Here is a 22,736-nt window from a genome sequence, read left to right on the forward strand (position 1 = left end):
AATCAGGACAATTGACAAGGGCGCGCCCCCTGCGCATCACTTCGCCATGAGCTTTCTGAAACTCGATCCCCGCGATATCGCGATCCTCAGCGTGCTTTCGACCGAGGGCCGGATCTCGAAAACCGCCCTGGCGGAAAGGGTCAATCTGGGCACCAGTGCCTGTGGTGACCGGCTTGCCCGGCTGGAAGGTGCGGGCATCGTCGCGGGCTATCGCGCCGAGGTGGCGCTGCGCCGCCTGGCCCCCCATGTCACGGTCTTCGTCCTGGCCGAGCTGAGCAGCCACCAGGCCGCCGCGTTCCAGCTTTTCGAGGCGGCGATCGACCGCCACGACGAGATCACCGGCTGCTGGGCGCTGGGGGGCGGGTATGACTATCTTCTGCAGGTGATCACCCGCGACATCGACAGCTATCAGCGACTGATGGATGTGCTTCTGGAAGACCGCATCGGGCTGGTACGCTATTTCACCTATGTCGTGACCAAGGCTGTCAAGAACACGCCGCCGCCCCTTACCATCCTGCACCCCGACAGCGCCGACTGAAACGGCCATTTTCCGCCAGAACCGCCCGGCCACCAGAAACCCCGACCGATTTCGCCGCGATATCCGGCGTTTCTGCGCCACGCCCCCGGTATCCTGCCCCCGAACACCGCATTCGGACACCGAAGGAGCCCGGCGATGAGCAAGATCACCCCACCCCCCGCCAACGGCCTGCCCGTGCTGACCCATGGCGCGCTGAACCGCAGTTTCGCCTATGTGGGCGGCGCCTGGGTTGCGGGCACCGGCAATGCCACCCTGCCTGTCACCGATCCGGCCAGCGGCGCCACCCTGGCCGATGTCGCGCGCCTGAACGGCGACGACAGCCGCCGCGCCGTGGATGCCGCGCACGGTGCCTGGAACGGTTGGGCGGCCCTGCTACCGCAGGAACGCTCGGCCATCCTGCGCCGCTGGTTCGAATTGATGATCGAACACCGCGAGGACCTGGCCCGCATCATGACCGCAGAACAGGGCAAGCCGATCTCCGAGGCGCGGGGTGAAATCGACTATGCCGCCGCCTTCCTGGAATTCTACGCCGAAGAGGCCCGCCGCCCCAACATCGAAGGCGTCACCTCGCACCTGCCCGACGCCGAGGTTGAAATCTGGCGCGAACCGGTGGGCGTGGCCGCGCTGATCACGCCCTGGAACTTCCCCTCGGCCATGTTGACCCGCAAGGCGGGGGCGGCACTGGCCGCCGGATGCACCGTGGTGGCGCATCCTTCGGCCGAAACCCCCTGTTCCGCGCTGGCGCTGGCCGAACTGGGCGAGAGGGCCGGCCTCCCGCCCGGCGTCTTCAACGTGGTGACAGGCCACGCGCCTGAAGTGGTGGGCGCATGGATGGCGGATTCGCGGGTGCGCGCCGTGTCCTTCACCGGCTCAACCGAGATCGGCCGCCTGCTCTATGCCCAGGGCGCCGATACCATCAAACGGCTGGTGCTGGAACTGGGCGGCCACGCGCCCTTCCTTGTCTTCGCGGATGCCGACATGGACCGCGCCGTGGACGAGGCGATCAAGGCGAAATTTGCCACCTCGGGGCAGGATTGCCTGGGCGCGAACCGCTTCTTCGTGGCGCGCGAGGTTTACGATACCTTCTGCGCCCGCTTTGCCGAGGCGACGCAAGCCCTGACCGTGGGCAAAGGCGCCGACGATCCCGACATCGGCCCCCTGATGAACGAAAAGGCCGTGGCCAAGCAGGAGGAGCATATCGCCGATGCGCTGGAACGCGGTGCGCGGCTTTTGTGCGGGGGCGGGCGCGATGACGCCGGGCCGCTGTTCTTTCAGCCCACGGTGCTGGTGGATGTGCCCGCCGATGCGAAGATCATGCACGAGGAAACCTTCGGCCCCGTCGCCGCCATTGCCGCCTTCGATACCGAGCAGGAGGCCCTGACGCGGGCCAATGACACCGAATACGGGCTGGTGGCCTATCTGCACACCCAGGACCCGCGCCGCATCTACCGCGCCAGCCGCGCCTTGCAGTTCGGCATGGTGGCGGTGAACCGCACCAAGGTGACGGGCGCGCCGATCCCCTTTGGCGGGATGAAGCAATCGGGCCTGGGGCGCGAGGGGTCGCGCCTTGGCATGGAAGCCTTCACCGAAGTGAAATATGTCTGCCGCGACTGGGCCTGACAGGAAATCCGAAAACCGGCGGGAGCGCCCGCCAGACGAAAGGAAAGACGATGCTGAAGAACGACATGCTGGAGCAGTGGGACCGCGAGAATTTCTTCCACCCCTCGACCCACCTGGCGCAACATGCCCGTGGCGAAAGCGCGACTCGCGTCATCAAGACCGCCGAGGGCTGTCACATCACCGACCGGGAGGGCAACCGCTCGCTTGATGCCTTTGCCGGGCTTTACTGCGTCAACGTCGGCTATGGGCGCACCGAGATTGCCGAGGCGATCGCCGCCCAGGCCCATGAGCTGGCCTATTACCACGCCTATGTCGGGCACGGCACCGAGGCCTCGATCACCCTGTCGAAGATGATCCTCGACCGCGCGCCGGAAGGCATGAGCAAGGTCTATTTCGGGCAATCCGGGTCGGATGCGAATGAAACCAACATCAAGCTGATCTGGTACTACAACAACATCCTTGGCCGCCCCGAGAAGAAGAAGATCATCAGCCGCTGGCGGGGCTATCACGGCTCGGGCCTGATGACCGGCTCGCTCACGGGGCTGGAGCTGTTTCACAACAAGTTCGACCTGCCGCTGGCACAGGTGATCCACACCGACGCGCCCTATTACTATCGCCGCCCAAAGGAAAACATGAGCGAAGAGGCCTTCACCGCCCACCTGGCGGCCGAGCTTGAGGCGCTGATCGAACGCGAGGGCGCCGACACCATCGCCGCCTTTATCGGCGAACCGGTTCTGGGCACGGGTGGCATCGTGCCCCCGCCCGCGGGATACTGGGCCGCGATCCAGCAGGTGCTGGACAAGCATGACATCCTGCTGGTGGCCGACGAGGTGGTGACGGGCTTTGGCCGTCTCGGCTCGATGTTCGGGTCGGATCACTACGGCATGCGGCCCGATCTGATCACCATCGCCAAGGGGCTTACCTCGGCCTATGCGCCGCTGTCCGGGTCCATCGTGGGCGACAGGATGTGGAAGGTGCTGGAACAGGGCACCGATGAAAACGGCCCCATCGGCCATGGCTGGACCTATTCGGCCCATCCCATCGGCGCCGCCGCCGGGGTTGCCAACCTCAAGATGCTGGATGACCTGAACCTGATCGACAACGCCCGCGAGGTGGGCGCCTATCTCAACACCCAGATGCGGGCCGCCGTGGGCGATCATCCCAACGTGGGCGAGGTGCGCGGCACGGGCATGCTCTGTGCCGTCGAACTGGTGGAACGGCGCGAGGGGCGGCAGTTCTTCGATCCGGCCCGCAAGGTGGGGGCCGCCGTTTCCGCCGCCATGGCCAAGCAGGGCGTCATCGCCCGCGCCATGCCCCAGGGCGACATCATCGGCTATGCCCCGCCCTTCTGCCTGACCCGCGAAGAGGCCGATACCATCGTGACCACCACAGCCGATGCCCTGTCTTCGGTCCTGGGCAAGTAAGCCCCCGGCCCGCCCCCCAACGGGCGGGCCGCATCATCCTGGCCGGCCGGTGATTGCGCGCGTGATCGCCGGGCCGGTTTTGCGGCGCCCGCCCCCCGTGGAACCGCCGATCTGCGCCACGGGGGATTGATGGCAGGGCCGGTTCGCGTCAAATGAACCTGTCACTGCAATCAACCCGAGGTTCCCATGCTGCGCAACATTCCCCCGATCCTGTCCCCCGACATCCTGTGGTCGCTGGCGGCCATGGGCCACGGCGACACCCTGGTCATTGCCGATGCGAACTTTCCCGCCGCCGCACTGGCCGGGCGCTGTCACCGGCTCGACGGGATCGCCGCGACCGATACCCTTGCGGCGGTGCTGAAGCTGATGCCGCTTGATACCTTCATCGAGACACCGGCGATCACCATGCAGGTTGTGGGCGACGCGGCAGCGGTGCCGCCGATCGTCAGCGCCTTTCAGGATATCGTGAACGACACCGCCGACGCCCCCGCCACCCTGGGCGCGATCGACCGTTTCGCCTTCTACGAACAGGCCCGCAACGCCTTTGCCATCATCCAGACCGGCGAATCCCGGCTTTACGGCAACATCATCGTGACGAAGGGCGTAATCGGCGCACCGGCCTGATGGCCTTTGCCGCACCCTTCCCCCTGCCCCAGGAAACGGACAATACCCCGACATGAAAATCTCGACGACAACGCCCCTGAACGAACGCACCGCCCGCCCCGTGCCGCTGACCACCATGGGGTTCGGCACTGCACCGCTGGGCAATCTCTATCGCAAGATCACCGACGAAGAGGCCGCCGCGACCTTGCAGGCGGCCCATGATGTGGGCGTGCGCTATTTCGACACCGCGCCGCAGTACGGGCTGGGGCGCGCGGAAATGCGCACCGGCGCCGCCATCGAGAAGTTCGGCCGAGACACCATTCAGCTTTCGACCAAGATCGGGCGCCTGCTGCTGGATTGCGAACCCCACGAGGTGACGCCCGAAGCCTTTGTCGATGTGCCGCAGAAACGCATCGTGTTCGATTACACCTATGACGGCGTCATGCGCAGCTATGAGGCCAGCCGCGAACGCATCGGCGTGGCCAATGCCGATATCCTGCTGGTCCACGATGTCTGCGCCTTTTCGCAGGGGTCGCAGGAACAGAGCGACGCCAAGGTGCGCGAACTGTTCGACGGCGGCGGCTATCGCGCCCTGACCGAGCTGCGCGACGCGGGCGAGGTTGCCGCCATCGGTGCCGGGGTGAACGAATGGCAGGTCTGTGAAAGGCTGCTGGGCCTGGGCGATTTCGACGGCTTCCTGCTGGCCGGGCGCTATACCCTTCTGGATCAGGAGGCCCTGGACAGTTTCCTGCCGCTTTGCGTGAAACGCGACGTCGGGATCATCCTGGGCGGGCCCTTCAATTCGGGCATCCTGGCCACCGGTGCCATCAAGGGCGCAAAGTACAACTATGCCGACGCGCCCGAGCACATTCTTGACCGGGTCCGCCGGATCGAGGCGGTCTGCGCCGCCCATGACACGCCGCTGATCGCCGCCGCGCTTCAGTTCGTTCTGGGCCACCCTTCGGTCAAGACGGTGATTCCCGGCGCCTCCAGCGCGGACGAGGTGCGCACCAACGCGGCCCTGCTGGAACGCGACATCCCCACGGCCCTGTGGTCGGACCTTGCAACCGAAGGGCTGATCCGGCCCGACGCCCCCACCCCCGGCGGGCAGGCCTAAACCAGAACGCGCGATGCCCCCGGCAGCGGGGGTATCGCGACTTCCGCCCTAACGATCCGGCGGATCGCAGCCTTCCCTGGCATAGATGCCGAAGTCGCCCACCTGCCCTTTTCGCCTGTAGTCGCGCCAGGCCTCGGCAAAAGCGCGATCCTCGCTGAAATAGGCCAGATAGTCGAAGGCGGCGCCGTTGAAGTAGGGCTTGCGCGCAGCTTCATCGACGATCACCAACTGCGGCGCGGCACGGAAGAAATCCTCCAGCACCCGCGCCCGCGCATTTTCAAGCGTCGCGCGGTAGATCGCCCGCTCTGCCGGGTCCTTGGCAAGACTCAACCGATAGGCGGCACCGGGAAACAGCCAGAGCGTGGGGGCGCGGTTGGCCGGGGTGGCGCCGGCCAGATTTGCCAGCGGGAAACCCGTCGAGACGGTCGAACTGAATATCTGGAAGCTCCGCTCGCCCGGTGCACAGGCGAAATAGGGTTCCACGGCCCTTGCGAAGGGGCTTTGATAAGGCCCCTGGCGCAGCGCCGGAAGCAGCAAAAGCGTCAGCGACACAAAGGCAATGGCCATGGGCCACCACTGCGCCCGGGCCCGCGACAACGTCACCGCCGTCCATGTCACCGCCATCGTCACGAAAAGGTCGGCCGGGATGCGCTGATAGCTCCACCCCTTCGATTGGATCAGGAACACCGCAATGCCCGCAGCGCCCGACAGCACCGCCACCCGGTTCGATTGCGGCCGCGCCCGGTTCACCAGAAGCAGCGCCAGCGCGACAAGAAGCAGGAGAATCGGAAGGCCTGCCCGCGACACGGTGAAAAGGAACGGCGCGTCGAAGGCTCCATAAACCTGAAGTGTAAGCGGCACCACACTGTCGAAATAGGCCGGGTGAAGGACCACCGAGGCCGCGACATAAAGCACCAGCATCCCCGCCATGACAAGGTATTCCACCCTGAACACCGGCCGCAGACCACGCGCCGCAACCATCTGGCAGACCAGAATCGCAAGCGGCAAAAGCAGGAAGTAATGTTTGAGCGCGACACCGAAGGTCGCCCATACTGCGACCCCGGCGCGCATGGGGCCCGACACCGGACGGGACACGAGGTTCATCACCAGAAACGGCAGGAACAGGATGGCGAACAGGTGGTCGCGCTGTCCGAAATCTGCGATCGGCAGCAGCAGAAGGCCAACCGCCGCCACGGCAAGAACCACCGGGCGCGCCGCCGCTGTCGGCCCCCCCTCGCGCGCCAGAAGCCGCTGTGACAGGGCCAGCGACACCGCCGCAAGCACCAGCACGAACCCCTTGAAGGCGACAGTTGGGTCAATCCCTGCCACGCGCGACACCCAGACCGGAATCGCGGTAAGGTAGAAGGCCAGCGGCGGATTGAGCTCAAGGATTTCCGCGTAGATCCCGACCCCGTCCAGCCACCAGCCCGTCGAGATCAGGTACCAGCTTATATCGTGGCTCAGAAGCGTGCCCCAGAGAAGATGGATGGCAACCGCCATGACGGCGGCGGGGGCGGCAAGGTCTTTCATCATGTTCGGGCAACCGGTTCTTTCATCACGACGCGAAAGGCCCGCAGGCAGGCCAGGGGCCATTGCCCCAGTGCATGCCGATCATCGGGCCCGGCCGATGGCCGCATATTGCGCGCCCAGCGGCAACCAATGCAGCCGCCGCTCAAGCGCCCGGAAGGCCGGGCGGTTGGTGGGGAAGAAAACGAAGTTGCGCGTCGCCACCTCGGCCAGCCCTGCGCGTCGCATGTAGCCGCGCATCTTGCGGGGCCCCAGCAGGACGGCATCTGCGTCAAAGGGACAGCGGGCCACCGAAATCCGCGTGCCCGGGTTGGCCGGATTGTGCTCGACAAGGCAGACCATGCCGCCGGGCGATACCACGCGGGCAAGTTCGGCCATGAAGCCCGTCCATTGCTCCACCGGCACATGGTGCATGACGCAGATCGACAGAGCCATGTCGAAACTGTTGTCCGCGAACGGAAGTCTTTTGCCGTCATAGGCGTCATAAAGATTGCCGGGGTTGTCCTGTTTCGCCCGTTCGATGCTTTGGCCCGAGATGTCGACACCATGGATCGATCCGAACAGGCCCGAGAGCAGAGGGTGCAAGGCCCCAACGCCACACCCCACGTCAAGAAGGCTTGGCTCTGGCCGGTCGGCAAGCCGCATGGCCAGAAGATCGCGGATCATCAGCGCCTTGGACTGCTGGAAAAAACCATGGGACAGCCCAGAGAAGCTGATCGATTGCTCGACCGTGTCCACATAGGAATCGCGGTAGGCGTCGAACTCGGTCTGCACGATGTCAGCCATGGACCACCAGTTTCGGTTGCGGCATCCGAACCGGTTCGGTGATGCCGATGCTTTCGGAAACGAAGTAAAGCGGGCGGTTCTTGCTTTCGTTGTGGATGCGCCCGACATAAAGGCCGATCACGCCGCTGATCAGCAGGTTCATGCCCGCCAGGAACGACAGGATCACGATGGTCGAGGCCCAGCCCGCCACCAGCCCGCCGGTAAAAAGCGCAATAACGAAGATGTAGATGCCATATGTCATCGCGCCAAGCGACACCAGCGCCCCCAGCCAGAGCGCCAGGCGAAGCGGCACGTCCGAGAACCCGATCACGCCATCCATCGCAAGGCGCATCATCTTCTTCAGGGGGTACTTGGTCTTGCCCGCCAACCGCTGTGGCCGGTCGAATTGCACGATGGTCTGACGGAAGCCCACCCATGCGAACATGCCGCGAAGATACCGGTCGCGCTCGGGCATCGATCGGATCGCCTCGACCACCTTGGCGTCGACCAGTCGGAAATCGCCGACGTTGCGCGGAATCTCGACCGACGACAGCCGCGCCAGAAGCCGATAGTAAAGGTTCGCCGACCACTTCTTGAACCGCGTTTCCCCTTCGCGAAGGCGCCGCTGCGCATGGACGATCTCGTAACCCGCGCGCCATTGCGCGACCAGGTCATGCACCACCTCCGGTGGATCCTGAAGATCGGCGTCCATGATGATGACGGCCGCGCCGCGCACCGTGTTCAGCCCCGCCGTCACTGCGATCTGGTGGCCGAAGTTGCGCGACAGGCGGATCAGCTTGACGCGTGGATCGCGCCGGGCCGCGGCTGCGACAATTGCCGCGCCGGCATCCCGGCTGCCGTCATCGACGAAGACCGCCTCGCAAGGCCCGTCCAGCGCGCCCATGAGATCGCTCAGGCGCAAGAGCAGCGTTCCCAGCACCTCTTCCTCGTTCATGAAGGGGATTACGAAGCTGTATGTAATCTGGGTTTTCATTGGTTCTGCCGCCACCGTTGTCATGAAAGCGATTGGGGATACTCATTTCGATTTCCCTTGGTCACAATCAATGGCGGCGGAAGTATGACTATTTCCGGAAGATTGGGCCTAAAAGGCGGGAAAGAACCGCAATCGAATTCCCCCTCATTTGCCCCGATGAAAATGACCGCTGTGCAATCCCCCCTTGGGGATCAGGCCCGCGCCGGTGGCGTTCCGGTCAGCGTTGCGATGGCCGTCAGTTGCCTGAGCACATGGGCGTGGAAGTGGTCCAGCGCGTCGGCGTCGTCGGCAAGGTGGCGGTGCAGGTAATAGCGGAACGCGCCGTCCAGCCCAAGATATGCGTCCAGCGCCAGGTCGCGTGGCAGGCCCAGGCGCGCGAAAAGCCGCGAGACGAGGGCGATGAGCTCGGCCTCGATCTCTTCGACGACATCGGCGAAATCGGGATCGAACAGGGCCTGCGAGCGGATGTCGTACCATAGGCGATGGGTTTCCGCCTCGCGCCGGATCGATTCGCGCAGGCCCTGGGCAAAGGCCTCGGCAAGGGGCTGGCCTCCGGTCCGGTCGTTCATCACGGCGTCGAGTTCGGCAATGAAATCGGCCTTGTACTTGCGCACGCAGAACTTGATCAGGTCGGTCTTGTCGTCGAAATAATAGTGCAGCATCCCGACCGCGACGCCCGAAAGCTCGGCGATGTCGCGCAGGCTGGTGCGGGCATAGCCAAGCTGCTTCAGCGCATTGATGGCCGCTGTTCCCAGCTCGTCCTTGCGCTTCGATCGCTTTTCGGATCGCTTGCGCGCCTTGCTTTCCAGCTTGTCGATTTTTTCAAGTTTGCCCAATGCCTCGTCCGTCCCTTGGTCTTGGAGAATGCGCAGCGGCCCGGTGACGGACCGCTGCCCCGTAATCAGCCCAGAAGGGCGTTCAGGAAGATGCGCGGCAGCTTCAGCCAGGACGGCCGATGCTGGAACCCGGTCAGCAGCTTGCCCACCTTGTCCTGCTTGCGGTTGGTGATGAACCAGGGCGGGCGCGGCAGCAGCGAAAACCGCCCCGACAGCAGGTTGCGCGGGAAGGGTTGCCAGGGCGCCTCGATCACCACCCGTTCGGGGGAATCGAACATGAAGGTATTGTGGGCAAAGCCGATCCCGCTTTGCACATCGTCAAGGGTGTGGCCCGGAAACGCGCCCCAGGGGCAGGCAGAGGCCAGGAAGCCAAGGCCAGTCCAGGCGTTGATGGCGATGGTGCCATAGTGCAGATCGCCGATGATCTCTTCAAAGCGGCTGGCCCCGATCTGGCGGATCGTGTCGGGGTGGATGATGATGTTGGCCCCCAATGTTCCGTAAAGCGCGTCATTGGCATAGGCCACCGCCGCCCGCAGATAAGCCTCGGGGTCGGTTTCCGCGATCTCGTGGGTCGACAGGGCCGGGGCGAAAATCTCGTTCCGGCGATACCAGTCGTCCGTCGTCGCATCGACCGGCACCAGCGCGACGGGGGGCACCCCGCCACGGTCCAGCCGGACCACGTTTTTCCCCCGGCTTTCGAATTCGGCCATCCTGTCCTTTGCGCCCGGATACCAGGGCTGGCGCTGTGCCTCGCCCGACAACACGTCGCGCAGGTTGGACATCAGCCTGTCCTTGCCATCCCAGTCGCGGGGCAGCACCAGCATCTGGCAGGCCACGCAGTTGAACCCCGAATTGTGCAGCTTCTGCGTCGCCAGGTGTTCGGCCTGGAACCTGAGGTCGGCCGCGCTCCAGGCGCCCGGCACCACGATGGTGGGGCAGACGGCGCCCAGTTCCGACGTGATGTGCTTGGTCAGTTTCGGGGTGCCCGCGGCCTTGTTCGCCGCACCCTCGGCCCCCGGGCCCCAGACGATGGCATCATGGGTCGCCGCGGCGCCGGTGATGTGGATTTCGGCCACGTCGGGATGGTTGCACAGGTAGGCACCCACATCCGCGCCGCCCTTGACGATGCGCAGGGCGTCGCGGTCGATCAGCGGTTTCAGGGCGGCCTCGAGGTATTCGGTCAGGTAGTCGTTGACCGGGTTCATCTTCAGCACCACCACCTGGTGCTCCGAGAACAGCTTCTGGAAGGCGTCCAGCGGCGAGATGGCGGCGATGTTGCCCGCCCCCAGCACCAGCGCCACCTTGCCCTGCCGACGGGCTACGGGGGTGTCATAGGCGGCTGCGGTGTGGTCGGCCAGGTTGGCCTGGGTCACGCCCTCGCGCATCCAGACCTCGGCCTTCACCCCCGAAAGCAGCAGCCGATCCCAGATCGTATGGGGCAGCACCCTGACCGCCAGTTGCCCGGTCGCGGTGCGGCGTTTGCCAAGATGGTCGAGATAGGCCTTCCCCTCCATCTGCGACAGGGTCTGGATCAGCCCGTTGCAGGCCGACATCACCGCATAGGGCCCCGAGGTCCATTCCTCGCCCACCAGCGCCGACCCCTCGGGGATCAGCTTGTGACGGGCGGCGGTGGTGGCCCAGCCTTCGGCCACCTGCATCAGGTTGTCCTTGATCTCTTGCAGGATCGCTATGCGTTCGGCATTCGTGGTGCGCGCCCAGCTGTCCCTTGCCGCGCCCAGCGTGGCAATGACGGCGTCAAGATCGGGGCGGGGTTCAAGCGCGGGCGTCTTCGGTGCGGCGGTCATGGTCTATTTCCCTTCCATCAGCACATCGCCGAATTCTTCGCGCAGCTTGTTCTTCATGACCTTGCCGGTGGCACCCAGCGGCAGATCCTCGACAAAGATCACCCGGTCGGGCACCTGCCAGCTTGCCACCTTGCCATTGTAGAAATCGCGCAGCTCCTGTTCCGAGGGATCGGCGTTCTTGGACTTCACTGCGATCAGCACGGGGCGTTCGCCCCATTTTTCATGTTGCGCGGCGATGGCGGCGGCATTGGCGACCTGGGGGTGGGCAATGGCGATGTTCTCAAGCTCCACCGTCGAAATCCACTCGCCCCCCGACTTGATGATGTCCTTGGAGCGGTCGCGGATGATGACGTAGCCATCGGAATCGATGGTCGCGACGTCGCCGGTGTCGAACCAGCCATCCTCGGTCAGCGCGCTTTCGTCCTTGCCGAAATAGCTTTCGACAATCCAATGCCCGCAGATCTGCAGGTTGCCCTGGGTTTCGCCGTCATGGGGCAGGAGGGCGCCGTTTTCATCGACGATCCGCAGGTCCACCCCCCAGGGCGCGCGTCCTTGGCTTAGCCGGACCCTGGCCTGTTCGTCCTCGGAAAGGGCGCGGTGCTTTTGCAGAAGCTGGTTCAGGGTGCCAAGGGGGCTGGTTTCGGTCATGCCCCAGGCATGGACCAGATCGACCCCGTATTTGTCGCGGAAGGTGGGGATCATCGAGGGCGGCAGGGCCGAACCGCCCACGACCGTGCGGGTCATGCTGGCAGCGCTTGAACCGGTCTTCTCCAACCCGTCCAGAAGGCTCATCCAGATGGTGGGCACGCCCAGCGACAGCGTGACCTTTTCGGCGTCGATCAGTTTCGCCAGGCTTTCGCCATCCAGCTTCGGCCCCGGCAGCACCAGCTTTGCCCCGGTATGCGCCGCGATATAGGGCACGCCCCAGGCGTTGACGTGGAACATGGGAACCACCGGCATCACCGTATCCGAAGCCGAGATCGCGATGCCGTCGGGCTGGTTCCCGGCGATCGAATGCAGCACGGTGGACCGGTGCGTATACTGCACGCCCTTGGGGTTGCCGGTGGTGCCCGAGGTATAGCACAGCGCGCCGGGGGTGTTTTCATCGAGGTTGGGCCAGGAATAGACGGCATCGCCCGAGGCCACCAGCTCGTCATAGAACTTCAGCCCGTCGATCTTCGTCGCCGCCTCGTCATCGCGCGCGCCCAGCAGGACGAAGTGCTGCACCGTGTCGAGATGGTTCTTCACGGCCACCACCAGCGGCAGGAAGGTGCTGTCGAACATCAGCACCCGGTCCTGGGCATGGTTGACGATATAGGCCAACTGTTCGGGGTGCAGGCGGGGGTTCAGGGTGTGGGTCACGCGCCCGCCGCCGGCCACGCCGAAATAGATCTCAAGATGGCGGCGGTTGTTCCAGGCAATGGTCCCGACCCGCGCGCCTGGCTCCAGCCCCAGGCTGTCAAGCGCCGAGGCCAGCCTGCGGGCATTGGCGCCCACCGCGCCCCAGGTGCTGCGCGCCACCTCGCCCGATGTCTCGACCGAGACGATTTCGGTGCCGGCGTGAAACCGCTCGGCGTGTTCGATCAGCGAACTGATGGTCAGTTGCTTCTGCATCATGGTTCCGGACATTTCGTGCTCCTCCACTTTTCCCTATTCGGCGGCCACTGCGGCCTGTGCCGTGCCGCGGATCATGTCGGCGGCGCGTTCCGCGATCATGATGGTCGGCGCATTGGTGTTTCCCCCGATCAGCCGCGGCATGACCGAGGCGTCGACGACGCGCAGCCCGTCGATACCGTGAACCTTCAGTTCGGGATCGACAACGGCCATGTCATCGACCCCCATCTTGCAGGTGCCCACGGGGTGATAAATGGTATCGGCGCGGGCGCGGATGTGCCTTTCCCATTCCGCCTCGGGCATGTCGTCTTTCACCCCGAACAATTCCTTGTGGCGGTACTTTCCCATGGCGGGCGCCTGCAGGATGTCGCGGGTCATCCGCGCGGCCTTGATCGTGGTGTCAAGATCGCGGGGGTCGGACAGGAACCTGGGGTCGATGCCCGGGGCCGCCATGGGATCGCCGCTTTGCAGGAACACCTCGCCCCGGCTGTGGGGCCGCAGGGCGCAGACATGGCAGCTGTAGCCATAGCCAAGGTGCAGCTTGCGGGCGTGGTCATCGACGATCGAGATCACGAAATGCAACTGGAAATCGGGCCGTTCCAGAGATGGATCGGTCTTGAGGAACCCCGCGCCCTCGGCGAAGGGGGTGGCGATCATGCCGGTGCCGTCCTTGCGCCATTGCAGGATGTTCTTCAGCAGCCGCCCGGTTCCGGACAGGCCGATGCCGAAATTGTCGGTGTCCTTCGTCTTGTAGGCCAGGATGAAATCAAGGTGATCCTGAAGGTTCTGCCCCACACCGGGCAGGTCATGCACCACCTCGATTCCGTGGCGGCGGATCTCGTCGGCCCGCCCGATGCCCGAAAGCATCAGAAGCTGCGGCGAATTGAACGCACCGCCCGAAAGGATCACCTCGCGCGTGGCCATGGCGCGTTTCGTTTCCTTGCCGACGCGGTATTCCACGCCGGTGGCGCGCTTGCCCTCCATCACGATGCGGGTGGCATGGGCGCGGGTCACCACCGTCAGGTTCGGGCGGCTGTTCATCACCGGAAAGAGGTACCCAGCCGCCGCCGAGCAGCGTTCACCGTTGCGCTTGCGGTCGTGGAACTGTGTCACCTGGTACAGCCCGACGCCTTCGTTGTCGCCGGTGTTGAAATCCTGAACCTCGCGGTGCTGCATCTGGGTGGCCGCCTCGATGAAGGCGCGGGTGATGGGGCGGGGGCTTTTCTGATCCGACACCTGAAGCGGCCCCTCGGCGCCATGAAAGGCATCCGCGCCATTCTGGTTGTTCTCGGACCGGCGGAAATAGGGCAGGCATTCCTCCCAGGACCAGCCCTCGCACCCCAGATCGGCCCATTCGTCGTAGTCGGACTTGTGGCCGCGCACGTAAAGCATGGCGTTGATCGCGCTTGAACCGCCCAGCCCCTTGCCCCGCGGCTGATAGCCCTTGCGCCCGTTCAGGCCGGGTTGCGGCACCGTGTCGAAGGCCCAGTTGGAAATCTTGCCATGGCCCGGCATCATCGCCACCACCCCGGCGGGTGCGCGGATCAGCAGGTGCTTGCCCGCTCCTCCGGCCTCAAGCAGGCAGACCCTTGTTTTGCCGTCCTCGCTCAGCCGTGCCGCCAGGGTTGCGCCCGCAGATCCGCCCCCCACGACGACATATTCGAATCTCGTCTCCGAAGTCATGATTTCTCCTCCCGTCGCGGCCGAGTCGACGCAACCGGCCCCTCCACAAGAATATTGAACATCTAAATTGGTCATCTGTCCAATTTATTTGTCCTGACTTTGGAAATGACGTCACCGTCACACGACCTGCCCCGCCATCGCGCAGGGCAGCCAGCACACAACCGAAGTGAGAGTGGGAAATCAGGGCGCAGGCCCCGGGGAAGGATCGTTTCGCCCTAGACCGGCACGACGACATCGCGCCCCTTGATCCGCTCCAGCGCCAAACCGGTGCCGAACAGATCGCTGAGCATGCCGCCCGTCATCGCCAGAACCCGCGGCCCGGACGTGACCAGCCTGCCATCCTTCAGCGCCACGATACGGTCGGCATAGCGCGCTGCGACGCCAAGATCGTGCAGAACGATAACCACGCTGCGCTGTGCCGGGCCCGGGCGGGTCAGGGCGTGCAGGCGGTCCATGATGTCGCGGGCATGGCGCGGGTCCAGCGCCGAAAGCGGTTCGTCCAGCAAGAGCCAGGGCGTTTCCTGGGCCCAGGCCATGGCAACGAAGGCCCGCTGCCGTTGTCCGCCCGACAGCGCATCCAGCCGGCGTTCCGCCAGCGGGTTCAGATCGAAGATATCCAAGGCATCCCGCACCATCCGCCTGTCCGCATCGCGCGGCCGCCCGTGGTGGTGCGACCAGCGCCCGAAACCGACCAGGTCGCGCACGGTCAGGCGGGCCGTCACCCTTTCGTCCTGCGCCAGAAGGGCGACATGGCGGGCGCGTTCCGGCGGCCTTGCGCGGGCCATGTCCAGGCCTTCGACGCGCACCGTGCCACAGGTCGGCGCCACAAGTCCGGCGATGGCGTGCAGAAGCGTCGATTTGCCCGCGCCGTTCGGCCCGATCAGCGCGGTGATGCCCCCCTGCCCGAAGGACAGCGAGATGTCGTTCAGGATCGGGGCGCCGCTTTTCTCGACGCTGACGGCATTCAGTTCGATCATGGCCGGGGTCTCCGCAAGACAAGAAACAGGAACAGCAGGCCGCCCAGGAATTCGACGATCACGGTCAACGTGGATTGCAGGCCCAGAAGCCGTTCGAACACGAACTGGCCCGACACAAGGATCGTCGCGCCGATGATGGCGGCCCCGGGCAGAAGAAGCGCATGGCGCCAGCTTTGCAGAACCGCATGGGCCAGGCTGGCGGCCAGCAGCCCCAGGAAGGTGATCGGCCCCACAAGTGCCGTGGAAACCGCCACCAGCATCGCCACGATTCCCAGCGCCACAAGGATGATCCGGTCGTGATCCAGGCCCAGCGGCATTGCCGTCACCCGGCCCAGGGCGGCCAGATCAAGGTGGCGCGCCAGCCGCATGGCCGCCAGAAGGCCAAGCGCCAGCAAGGCGGCGGCAATGGCAAGCTGCGTGCGGTCGACCGCCCCGAAGGTGGCGAAGGTGGCCTGCTGGACGATGGCGAATTCCGAAGGATCAAGCAGCCGCTGCGCCAGCCCGGCAAGCCCGCGCAGCAGCACCCCAAGGATCACCCCGGTCAGCACCAGCCGCAGGATATCGTCGCCCCCCTTGCGCAAAAGCACGCCGAACAGCACCAGCGCCGCGACGATCAGGATGGCCGTTTCGGCCCCGAACTGCGCCAGCGCCGGCAGCGCGGCAAAGCCCGCGCCGCCAAGGGACAGGACAAGCATCGTCTGGATGAAGACGAACAGCGCGTCGAACCCCACGATGCCCGGCGTCAGCAGCCGGTTGGCCGCCACCGTCTGGAACAGCACCGTCGCCGTGCCGATGGCCGCCCCCACCACGCAAAGCGACGCCAGCTTGGTCAGCCGCAGCGACAGGATGAAGCCATAGGGCGCGCGCAGGTTCCAAAGCGTGAACAGCGCCGCCATGGCAACCAGGACGGCAGCCAGAAGGATCAGGCGCCGCTCAGCCATGGGCCCGCCTTGGCGCGGCATGCAGCAGCCACAGGAACAGGCCCGCGCCCAGCACGGCAAAGACCGTTCCGGCCGGAATTTCATAGGGGTAACGGATCAGCCGCCCCAGGATGTCACAGGCCAGCACCAGGCAGCCGCCCAGCCAGGCCACCACCGGCAGGTTGCGCCGCAGGTTGTCGCCCCGCCAGCGCGACACGACATTGGGCACCACAAGGCCCACGAAGGGAATCGATCCGACGCTGACCACCACCACCGATACCGTCACGGCAACCAGGACAAGCCCGACCAGCAGCGCCTGGCGATAGTCAAGCCCGAGGCTGCGCGCCGCATCCTCGCCCAGACCCAGCATGGTGATCCGGTCGGCGGCCAGCCACAACAGCCCCGCCACCACGGCCACGATCCAAAGCAGTTCGTACCGCCCGCGCAGCACGCCCGAGAATTCGCCGCTCTGCCAGACGCCCAGGTACTGCACGAGGTCGGCGGTCCAGGCCATCCACAGCACCGCCGCGCCGATGATGCCGCCATAGATCAGCCCCACCAGCGGCAAGAGCACCGGATCGCGGCGCGGCACATGGCGCGCCAGCCACAGGAACCCCAGCGTGCCCGTCATCGCCGCCACGGCCGCCACCGACATCTTGACCATCAGCGCCGCACCGGGTGCCAGCAGCGTCACCACCAGCAGGCCCAGCATGGCCGATTCCGGCGTGCCCACCAGCCCCGGTTCCACCAGGCGGTTCTGCACGCTCATCTGTACCACGACACCGGCAAGGGCCAGGCCCGCACCCGCCAACAGCGCGGCAAAGGTGCGCGGCAGGCGGCTGACCATCAGCACCATCTGCGTATCCAGGTCGCCACCGAACAGATCGGCGACCCCGACAAGGCAACTCGCCCCCACAAGGAGGGCGAGCGCCACAAGGGCAAGAGTCCAGAGCCGCATCGCCTTAGCCGGCGACGCCCTTCATGGCGACGGTGACTTCTTCGATGGTGCCCATCATCGACTGGATGCCGCCCCCGACCAGGTAAAGCGACGCCGCGTCGAGGTAGACGATCTGCCCTTCTTTGGCGGCGGTCGTTCCCGCAACCAGAGGGTTGTCGAGCGTCGCGGCGGCGGCCTCGCCCTCTTGCCCGATGGCGGCGCCGCGGTCGATCACGAACAGCCAGTCGGGATCTACATCGGCAATGAACTCGAACGAGACCGCCTCGCCGTGGGTTTCGGCCGTCAGGTCGGGATAGGCTTCGGGCAGGCCAAGGGCGGTATGCAACCAGCCAAAGCGCGAATCGTCCCCATAGGCCGACACCTTGCCGCCATTGGTCAGCAGGATCAGAACATCGCCCTTCCCCTCGGCGGCGGCTTTTGCCTGCGCCATGGCAGTGTCGAGATCGTCCAGCAGGGTCTGCGCGGCCTCTTCACGCCCGAAGATCGCGCCATAGGCCGTGACGCGCGCACGGGCGTCATCGACAAGGGTTTCACCCGCAATGGTCATGTCAATGGTCGGGGCCACCTGACCAAGCGCGCCAACCTGTTTCTGCGACCGGCCCCCGGCCACGATCAGATCGGGCGCCATGACGGCCAGTGCCTCGAAATCGGGTTCGAACAGGGTGCCGACGGTGGGTTTGCCAGCAAGGGCATCCGCCAGCCGGGCGGGGGGCGCGATGGCGGGCACACCGGCCAGCGTCACGCCCAGCGCGTCAAGATCGTCGACCGCCGCCAGATCGAAGGCAACCACCTTTTCCGGCGCCACCTGCACCGTGGCGGGGCCAGCGGCGGTGTCGATATCGACCGTCTGTGCAAAGGCAAAGGCCGGCAGGGCGGCGGCCGTCAGGGTGGCGAGAATCGTTTTCATTGGGGTTGGTCCTTTTCGCAATGCCCTTGCCAGCCGGAGACTCGACAAAGGCGACTTATTTTGTCAGGTACTTATCCGACAGAAATACTCAGGACAATGTGTGATGCAGAAAAATCTGACCGAAGAAGGCCGCTTTGAAACGGTGAACGCCAGCCGCTACCTGCAACAGCTTTGCAAGCACTTCGCCCACAGGGTCGAGGTGCGCTTTGATGCACAGGACGGCACGGCGATGCTGCCCGCCGGGCCGGCCACCCTGAAGGCGACGGGCGATGCGCTGACCGTCACCTTGACGGGCGATGATGCCACCGGGTTGGAAAAATCGCGCCACGTCATCGACAGCCACCTCGAACGCTTCGCCTTCCGCGAGGGGTTCACGACGATGCAGTGGTCCGGGCCCAGGGCCTAGCGGCGCTGTCCGGAGGCAAAACAAGGCATGGCAGAGGTGGACCGCCGCAGGCTGATCGCAAGGTTCGCCCAAAAGCCTTCAGTGCATCCGCACCGCCAGGCTGCCCATGATCCAGATGGTGCCGCCGATCATCAGCCCCAGCAGCACAAGCGAGAACAGGATCAGTTGCAGATCCTCGCGCCGGGAATGCCAGCCGATATGCAGGAAACAGCGCAACTGAACCACGATCTGCGCCAGTCCAAGCCCCGCCAATACCCACAGCCGGACCGGCCGCGCCAGGTCAGGGCCCATCACCACCCAGAAGGCGAGAAGGGTCAGCACGCCCGAGACAAGCGCGCCCGTCACATAGCGGATCGTTTCGCTGCGGCGGTCGTCCTTCATGCCATCCCCCCAAGGAACACGATGGTGAAAATGCCGATCCAGGCCAGATCGAGGAAATGCCAGTAAAGCCCCAGCAACAGCAGCCGTGATTTCACCGCGTCGTTCAGCCCCCGCAGCGCGAGAAGCGCCAGCATGACGGCGATCCACAACAGACCGGCGGCCACATGCAGCCCATGCAGCCCCACCAGCGCCCAGAGCGCCGAAAGCCAGCCGCTGCGGCTGGGGACTCCGCCCTCCCCGGCCATGTGGATGAAATCGCGCATCTCAAGCGTGATGAAACCGGCGCCAAGTACCCCGGTCAGGGCAAGCCACAGCGCCACGGGGGCCCGGCGCCCGCCATGCTTCATCGACAGGCTGGCCATGCCGTAGGTGAAGGAGCTGGCCAGCAGAAGGGCCGTCTGGGCGCCAATGCTGGACAGGTCGAACAGGGTTTCGGGGCCGGGCCCGCCCGCGCGGGCCGGAAGCATCACGATATAAGTGGCGAACAATATGCCGAAGATGATGAGATCGCTCATCAGGAAGACCCAGAACCCGAAGGCGCCCTTTTCGGATCGGTCACGGGCCTTGCCATGGGCGGCACCAAGGTTCAGGCCGGGGTGTGCGGTACCGCTCATGCCGGCACCTCGGGGCGGGCAAGGCCCTTGTTGGCGGGGCCGGTTTCATCGTCGCGGTCCACGGCGCGGGTCTGGCGGACGCGCCGCAGGAAGGCCAGGTGCGCCTGCCGCAGCTCATCCGCCGGGATGCGTTGGTGGGTGTCTTCCACGAAGGCGCGGGCGATGACGGCGCCGATCACCGCAACCAGCGCCAGCGCGGCCAGCCACCAGACCCACCAGACCAGGGCAAAGCCCATTACGCCCGTCGCCACGGCCAGGATCATGCCCAGCGCGGTGTTGCGCGGCATTTCGATGTCTTCATACCCATCAGCCTCTTCATAGGGGGTGCCTTCGGCCTTCTCGATCGTCAGCGGGTCAAGCGCCCTGACGCTGGGCGTGGCAAAGAAGTTGAACGCCGGCGCGGGGCACGGCACCGACCATTCCAGGGTGCGCCCATCCCAGGGGTCGCCCACCGGGCAGGCCAGGGCGGCACGGTTGCGGATGCTGGCAACGAAGGTCCAGACCGTCGTTGCCAGGGCCGCCAGTACCAGGAGCCCCCCGGCAAAGGCCAGCCACATCGCCGGTTCGAAGGCCGGGTTGTCATAGCTGGCCGACCGTCGCGGCATCCCCATGAGGCCCAGCCAGTAAAGCGGCAGGAAGGCCAGGCAGAACCCCGCGAACCACAGCCAGGCGGCGCGCCGGGCCAGGGTTTCGTCAAGGCGGAAGCCGAAAGCCTTGGGAAACCAGTAATGAATGCCCGCGAAGATGCCGAACAGCGTGCCGCGGATCAGCACGTTGTGAAAATGCGCCACAAGGAACTGCGAATTGTGCACCTGATAGTCGATGGTCGGATTGGCCAGGATCACGCCGGTCAGCCCGCCGAAGACAAAGAGGATGAAGAACCCGGCAAGATAGATGATCGGCACGCTCATCCGGATGCGCCCCTCATAGAGGGTGGCCAGCCAGTCATAGACCTTTACCCCCGTGGGCACCGCGATGATCATGGTGGCGATCCCGAAGGCCGCGTTGACCGGGGCCCCCTGCCCCATGGTGAAGAAATGGTGCAGCCAGACGCAGAACGAGATCACGGCGATGGCCATGGTCGCGATGACAAGGCTGTTGTAGCCGTAAAGCCGCTTGGCCGCGAAGGTGGCCGAGATTTCGGAGAAGACCCCATAGGCCGGCAGCACGACGATATAGACCTCGGGGTGGCCGAACATCCAGAAGACGTTGGCGTAATGCATCATGTTGCCGCCAAGGTCGTTGGTGAAGAAATGGAAATCGAGGTAACGGTCCAGCGCCAGCATGGCAGTGGCCACGGTCAGCGGCGGAAAGGCATAGACCATCATGATCGCAGTGCACAGCGCGGTCCAGGTGAACATCGGCATCCGCAGCCATGTCATGCCCGGACAGCGCATCTTGTAGATGGTCACCGCGAAATTGAGCCCCGAGAGCGTTGAGCCGATCCCCGAAATGCCGATGGCCCAGAGCCAATAGTCGACACCTGGCCCGGGGCTGAAGGTGGCGCCGGTATAGGGCGGGTACATCGTCCAGCCGCCGGTGCCGAACTGCCCCACCACAAGGCTGACCATCACCAGCCCCGCCCCCGCCGCCGTCAGGCCCAGGCTGACCTGGTTGAGCACCGGAAAGGCCATGTCGCGCGCCCCGATCTGAAGCGGGACGGCAAAATTGATCAGCCCGGTGATCAGCGGCGTGGCGACAAAGAAGATCATGATCGTGCCATGGGTGCTGAACAGCTGGGCAAAGTGATCGGCCGACAACATGCCTCCGTCCAGCGCCGTCACCTGATGCGTGCGCATCACGACGCCCTCAAGCACCCCGCGCACAAGCATCACCCCCGCCAGCACGCAATACATGATGCCGATCTTCTTGTGATCCGCGCTGGTCAGCCAGTCACGCCAGAGCGGTGCCCAAAGCCGGTGGCGCGTCAGCATCCACACCACCGCGACCACGCCAAGGATCACCGCCAGCGCAGCACCCGAGGCGACGGCCTCGTTCACCGAGGGGTTGCGAAACAGATCGTCGAAGGGTGTCACCGACCCGTCGAGGCGGCCGAAGATCGGATCAGTCATCCACCGCCCCCCGCATAGGCCGGTGCGCCGGGCTGGGCGGTGGCCGCAACCGGCCCACCCTGATGATAGCGGGCGATCACCCGGTCGAAAAGATCGCGGCGGCCCAGACCGAACCGCGCGGACTCTTGTCCCTCCAGCCCCAGCAGGGCCAGCGTTTGGGCCGGGGTCGCCGCCTGCCCCAGCCTGGCATAGGTGGCGCGGTCCAGCACCCTGTCGGCGGGGACCTGCGCCCAATCCTGCCAGGCGCCATCGGACAGGGCGGTGACGGCAAAGTGCTGTTCGGCAAATCCGGCGCCGCTGTATTGCGTGTTCTCGCCCCGCGCGGTGCCCGGGCGCGCGGCGATGAAGTTCAGTTCGGTCCGCATGCCGGGCATGGCATAGATCTGCCCGGCCAGGGCCGAGATGCGGAAACTCTGCATCACCGTGTCGGTGGTCAGGGCCACGCGCACGGGCCTGTCGACCGGAATCACCAGTTCGTTCAGGGTGGCGATGCCAAGGTCGGGGTAGAGAAACAGCCATTTCCAATCCAGCCCGATCGCCTGAACCTCCAGGGGTTCGGGGCCCAGCGCGCGATAGGGGTCAAGCCGATCGCTTTCATGCCAAAGCCACCAGCCCAGAACCGCGATGATGGCGAAGGGCACCCCCCACATCGCCACCTCCAGCGGGCCGGAAAATTCCCAGTCGGGGCGATAAAGCCGCTTTTCCGGCCGATAGGCGCCGCTGCCGTGCACCCGGTGAAACCGCCACAGGATCAGCGGCGTCGCGATCAGGACCGGCACGATGGCGATCATCGTGATCAGGGTCACGCGGATCAGGTGGCTGCGCTGCGCTTCGGCCACCGGGCCGAGGGGCGCAAGAAAGCTGTCTTGCGCCAAGGCGGCGACGGGCAGCAGCAGGCACAGCGCCTGCACAGCTGCCCACGCGACCTTGCGCGCGGCAACAGGTGACAGGATATGCAGGCCGAAGGGGTTCACG

The 22,736-nt window shown here is 65.4% G+C and carries 21 protein-coding genes; 6 read left to right on the forward strand and 15 right to left on the reverse strand.

Annotated elements, in window-relative coordinates; genetic code table 11:
* Positions 1-55 precede the first annotated feature (55 nt).
* The 5 genes from H7828_RS19705 to H7828_RS19725 all read left to right on the forward strand — a co-directional run bounded on the left by H7828_RS19705 (position 56) and on the right by H7828_RS19725 (position 5,302).
* Positions 56-538: an Lrp/AsnC family transcriptional regulator gene (locus H7828_RS19705; RefSeq protein WP_226782846.1), complete on the forward strand. Its 483-nt coding sequence runs from the start codon at positions 56-58 to the stop codon at positions 536-538.
* A 135-nt stretch (positions 539-673) separates the two neighbouring features.
* On the forward strand, positions 674-2,158 hold the full coding sequence (locus H7828_RS19710; protein WP_226782784.1) for an NAD-dependent succinate-semialdehyde dehydrogenase: 1,485 nt from the start codon (positions 674-676) through the stop codon (positions 2,156-2,158).
* A gap of 50 nt (positions 2,159-2,208) precedes the next feature.
* Positions 2,209-3,582 (forward strand): aspartate aminotransferase family protein, encoded by a 1,374-nt coding sequence (locus H7828_RS19715; protein ID WP_226782785.1) that lies wholly within the window; start codon positions 2,209-2,211, stop codon positions 3,580-3,582.
* 186 nt (positions 3,583-3,768) lie between these two features.
* On the forward strand, positions 3,769-4,206 hold the full coding sequence (locus tag H7828_RS19720; protein WP_226782786.1) for an RbsD/FucU family protein: 438 nt from the start codon (positions 3,769-3,771) through the stop codon (positions 4,204-4,206).
* A gap of 52 nt (positions 4,207-4,258) precedes the next feature.
* Positions 4,259-5,302 (forward strand): aldo/keto reductase, encoded by a 1,044-nt coding sequence (locus tag H7828_RS19725; RefSeq protein ID WP_226782787.1) that lies wholly within the window; start codon positions 4,259-4,261, stop codon positions 5,300-5,302.
* A 48-nt stretch (positions 5,303-5,350) separates the two neighbouring features.
* Here the strand turns inward: H7828_RS19725 and H7828_RS19730 are convergent, their stop codons facing one another.
* From H7828_RS19730 to H7828_RS19780, 11 genes are all read right to left on the reverse strand, one after another.
* The gene (locus H7828_RS19730; protein ID WP_226782788.1) at positions 5,351-6,835 is read right to left on the reverse strand and encodes a hypothetical protein; all 1,485 of its coding nucleotides are present in this window, start codon (positions 6,833-6,835) and stop codon (positions 5,351-5,353) included.
* Between the two features lie 78 nt (positions 6,836-6,913).
* Positions 6,914-7,615 (reverse strand): class I SAM-dependent methyltransferase, encoded by a 702-nt coding sequence (locus H7828_RS19735; protein WP_226782789.1) that lies wholly within the window; start codon positions 7,613-7,615, stop codon positions 6,914-6,916.
* Complete coding sequence (locus H7828_RS19740; protein ID WP_226782790.1) at positions 7,608-8,588, reverse strand: glycosyltransferase family 2 protein; 981 nt, start codon at positions 8,586-8,588, stop codon at positions 7,608-7,610. The genes H7828_RS19735 and H7828_RS19740 overlap by 8 nt, the downstream gene beginning before the upstream one ends.
* A 191-nt stretch (positions 8,589-8,779) precedes the next feature.
* Positions 8,780-9,424 (reverse strand): TetR/AcrR family transcriptional regulator, encoded by a 645-nt coding sequence (locus tag H7828_RS19745; protein ID WP_226782791.1) that lies wholly within the window; start codon positions 9,422-9,424, stop codon positions 8,780-8,782.
* Positions 9,425-9,489: 65 nt separating this feature from the next.
* Complete coding sequence (locus tag H7828_RS19750; RefSeq protein ID WP_226782792.1) at positions 9,490-11,229, reverse strand: aldehyde dehydrogenase family protein; 1,740 nt, start codon at positions 11,227-11,229, stop codon at positions 9,490-9,492.
* Between the two features lie 3 nt (positions 11,230-11,232).
* Positions 11,233-12,858 carry a long-chain fatty acid--CoA ligase gene (locus H7828_RS19755; RefSeq protein WP_226782793.1) on the reverse strand — a complete coding sequence of 542 codons (1,626 nt, stop codon included), beginning with the start codon at positions 12,856-12,858 and terminating at the stop codon, positions 11,233-11,235.
* Between the two features lie 21 nt (positions 12,859-12,879).
* Positions 12,880-14,526 carry a GMC family oxidoreductase gene (locus H7828_RS19760; protein WP_226782794.1) on the reverse strand — a complete coding sequence of 549 codons (1,647 nt, stop codon included), beginning with the start codon at positions 14,524-14,526 and terminating at the stop codon, positions 12,880-12,882.
* A gap of 215 nt (positions 14,527-14,741) precedes the next feature.
* Entirely contained in the window at positions 14,742-15,503 is a 762-nt protein-coding gene (locus tag H7828_RS19765; RefSeq protein WP_226782795.1) for an ATP-binding cassette domain-containing protein, read from the reverse strand.
* Positions 15,500-16,444, reverse strand: coding sequence for an iron chelate uptake ABC transporter family permease subunit (locus tag H7828_RS19770; protein ID WP_226782796.1), 945 nt, complete (start codon positions 16,442-16,444; stop codon positions 15,500-15,502). The genes H7828_RS19765 and H7828_RS19770 overlap by 4 nt, the downstream gene beginning before the upstream one ends.
* Entirely contained in the window at positions 16,437-17,381 is a 945-nt protein-coding gene (locus H7828_RS19775) for an ABC transporter permease (RefSeq protein WP_226782797.1), read from the reverse strand. Before H7828_RS19775 ends, H7828_RS19770 begins: the two co-directional genes overlap by 8 nt.
* Before the next feature lie 4 nt (positions 17,382-17,385).
* Positions 17,386-18,288 (reverse strand): siderophore ABC transporter substrate-binding protein, encoded by a 903-nt coding sequence (locus tag H7828_RS19780; protein ID WP_226782798.1) that lies wholly within the window; start codon positions 18,286-18,288, stop codon positions 17,386-17,388.
* Positions 18,289-18,391: 103 nt separating this feature from the next.
* Between H7828_RS19780 and H7828_RS19785 the strand changes: the two genes are divergently transcribed.
* The gene (locus H7828_RS19785) at positions 18,392-18,694 is read left to right on the forward strand and encodes a DUF2218 domain-containing protein (RefSeq protein WP_226782799.1); all 303 of its coding nucleotides are present in this window, start codon (positions 18,392-18,394) and stop codon (positions 18,692-18,694) included.
* 78 nt (positions 18,695-18,772) lie between these two features.
* On the opposite strand, the gene H7828_RS19790 is transcribed toward H7828_RS19785, so the two are convergent.
* From H7828_RS19790 to H7828_RS19805, 4 genes are read right to left on the reverse strand one after another with little or no spacing between them, the layout of a single operon-like run.
* Positions 18,773-19,075: a cytochrome o ubiquinol oxidase subunit IV gene (locus tag H7828_RS19790; RefSeq protein ID WP_226782800.1), complete on the reverse strand. Its 303-nt coding sequence runs from the start codon at positions 19,073-19,075 to the stop codon at positions 18,773-18,775.
* Positions 19,072-19,689, reverse strand: coding sequence for a cytochrome c oxidase subunit 3 (locus tag H7828_RS19795; protein ID WP_226782801.1), 618 nt, complete (start codon positions 19,687-19,689; stop codon positions 19,072-19,074). The genes H7828_RS19790 and H7828_RS19795 overlap by 4 nt, the downstream gene beginning before the upstream one ends.
* A complete protein-coding gene (locus tag H7828_RS19800; protein ID WP_226782802.1) occupies positions 19,686-21,761 on the reverse strand; it encodes a cbb3-type cytochrome c oxidase subunit I in 2,076 nt (691 codons plus the stop codon). Before H7828_RS19800 ends, H7828_RS19795 begins: the two co-directional genes overlap by 4 nt.
* Positions 21,758-22,735 carry a cytochrome ubiquinol oxidase subunit II family protein gene (locus tag H7828_RS19805; RefSeq protein WP_226782803.1) on the reverse strand — a complete coding sequence of 326 codons (978 nt, stop codon included), beginning with the start codon at positions 22,733-22,735 and terminating at the stop codon, positions 21,758-21,760. The genes H7828_RS19800 and H7828_RS19805 overlap by 4 nt, the downstream gene beginning before the upstream one ends.
* Between the last annotated feature and the right edge of the window lies 1 nt (position 22,736).

This window comes from Oceaniglobus trochenteri, from assembly GCF_020529025.1.
In the GTDB taxonomy this organism is placed as follows: domain Bacteria; phylum Pseudomonadota; class Alphaproteobacteria; order Rhodobacterales; family Rhodobacteraceae; genus Oceaniglobus; species Oceaniglobus trochenteri.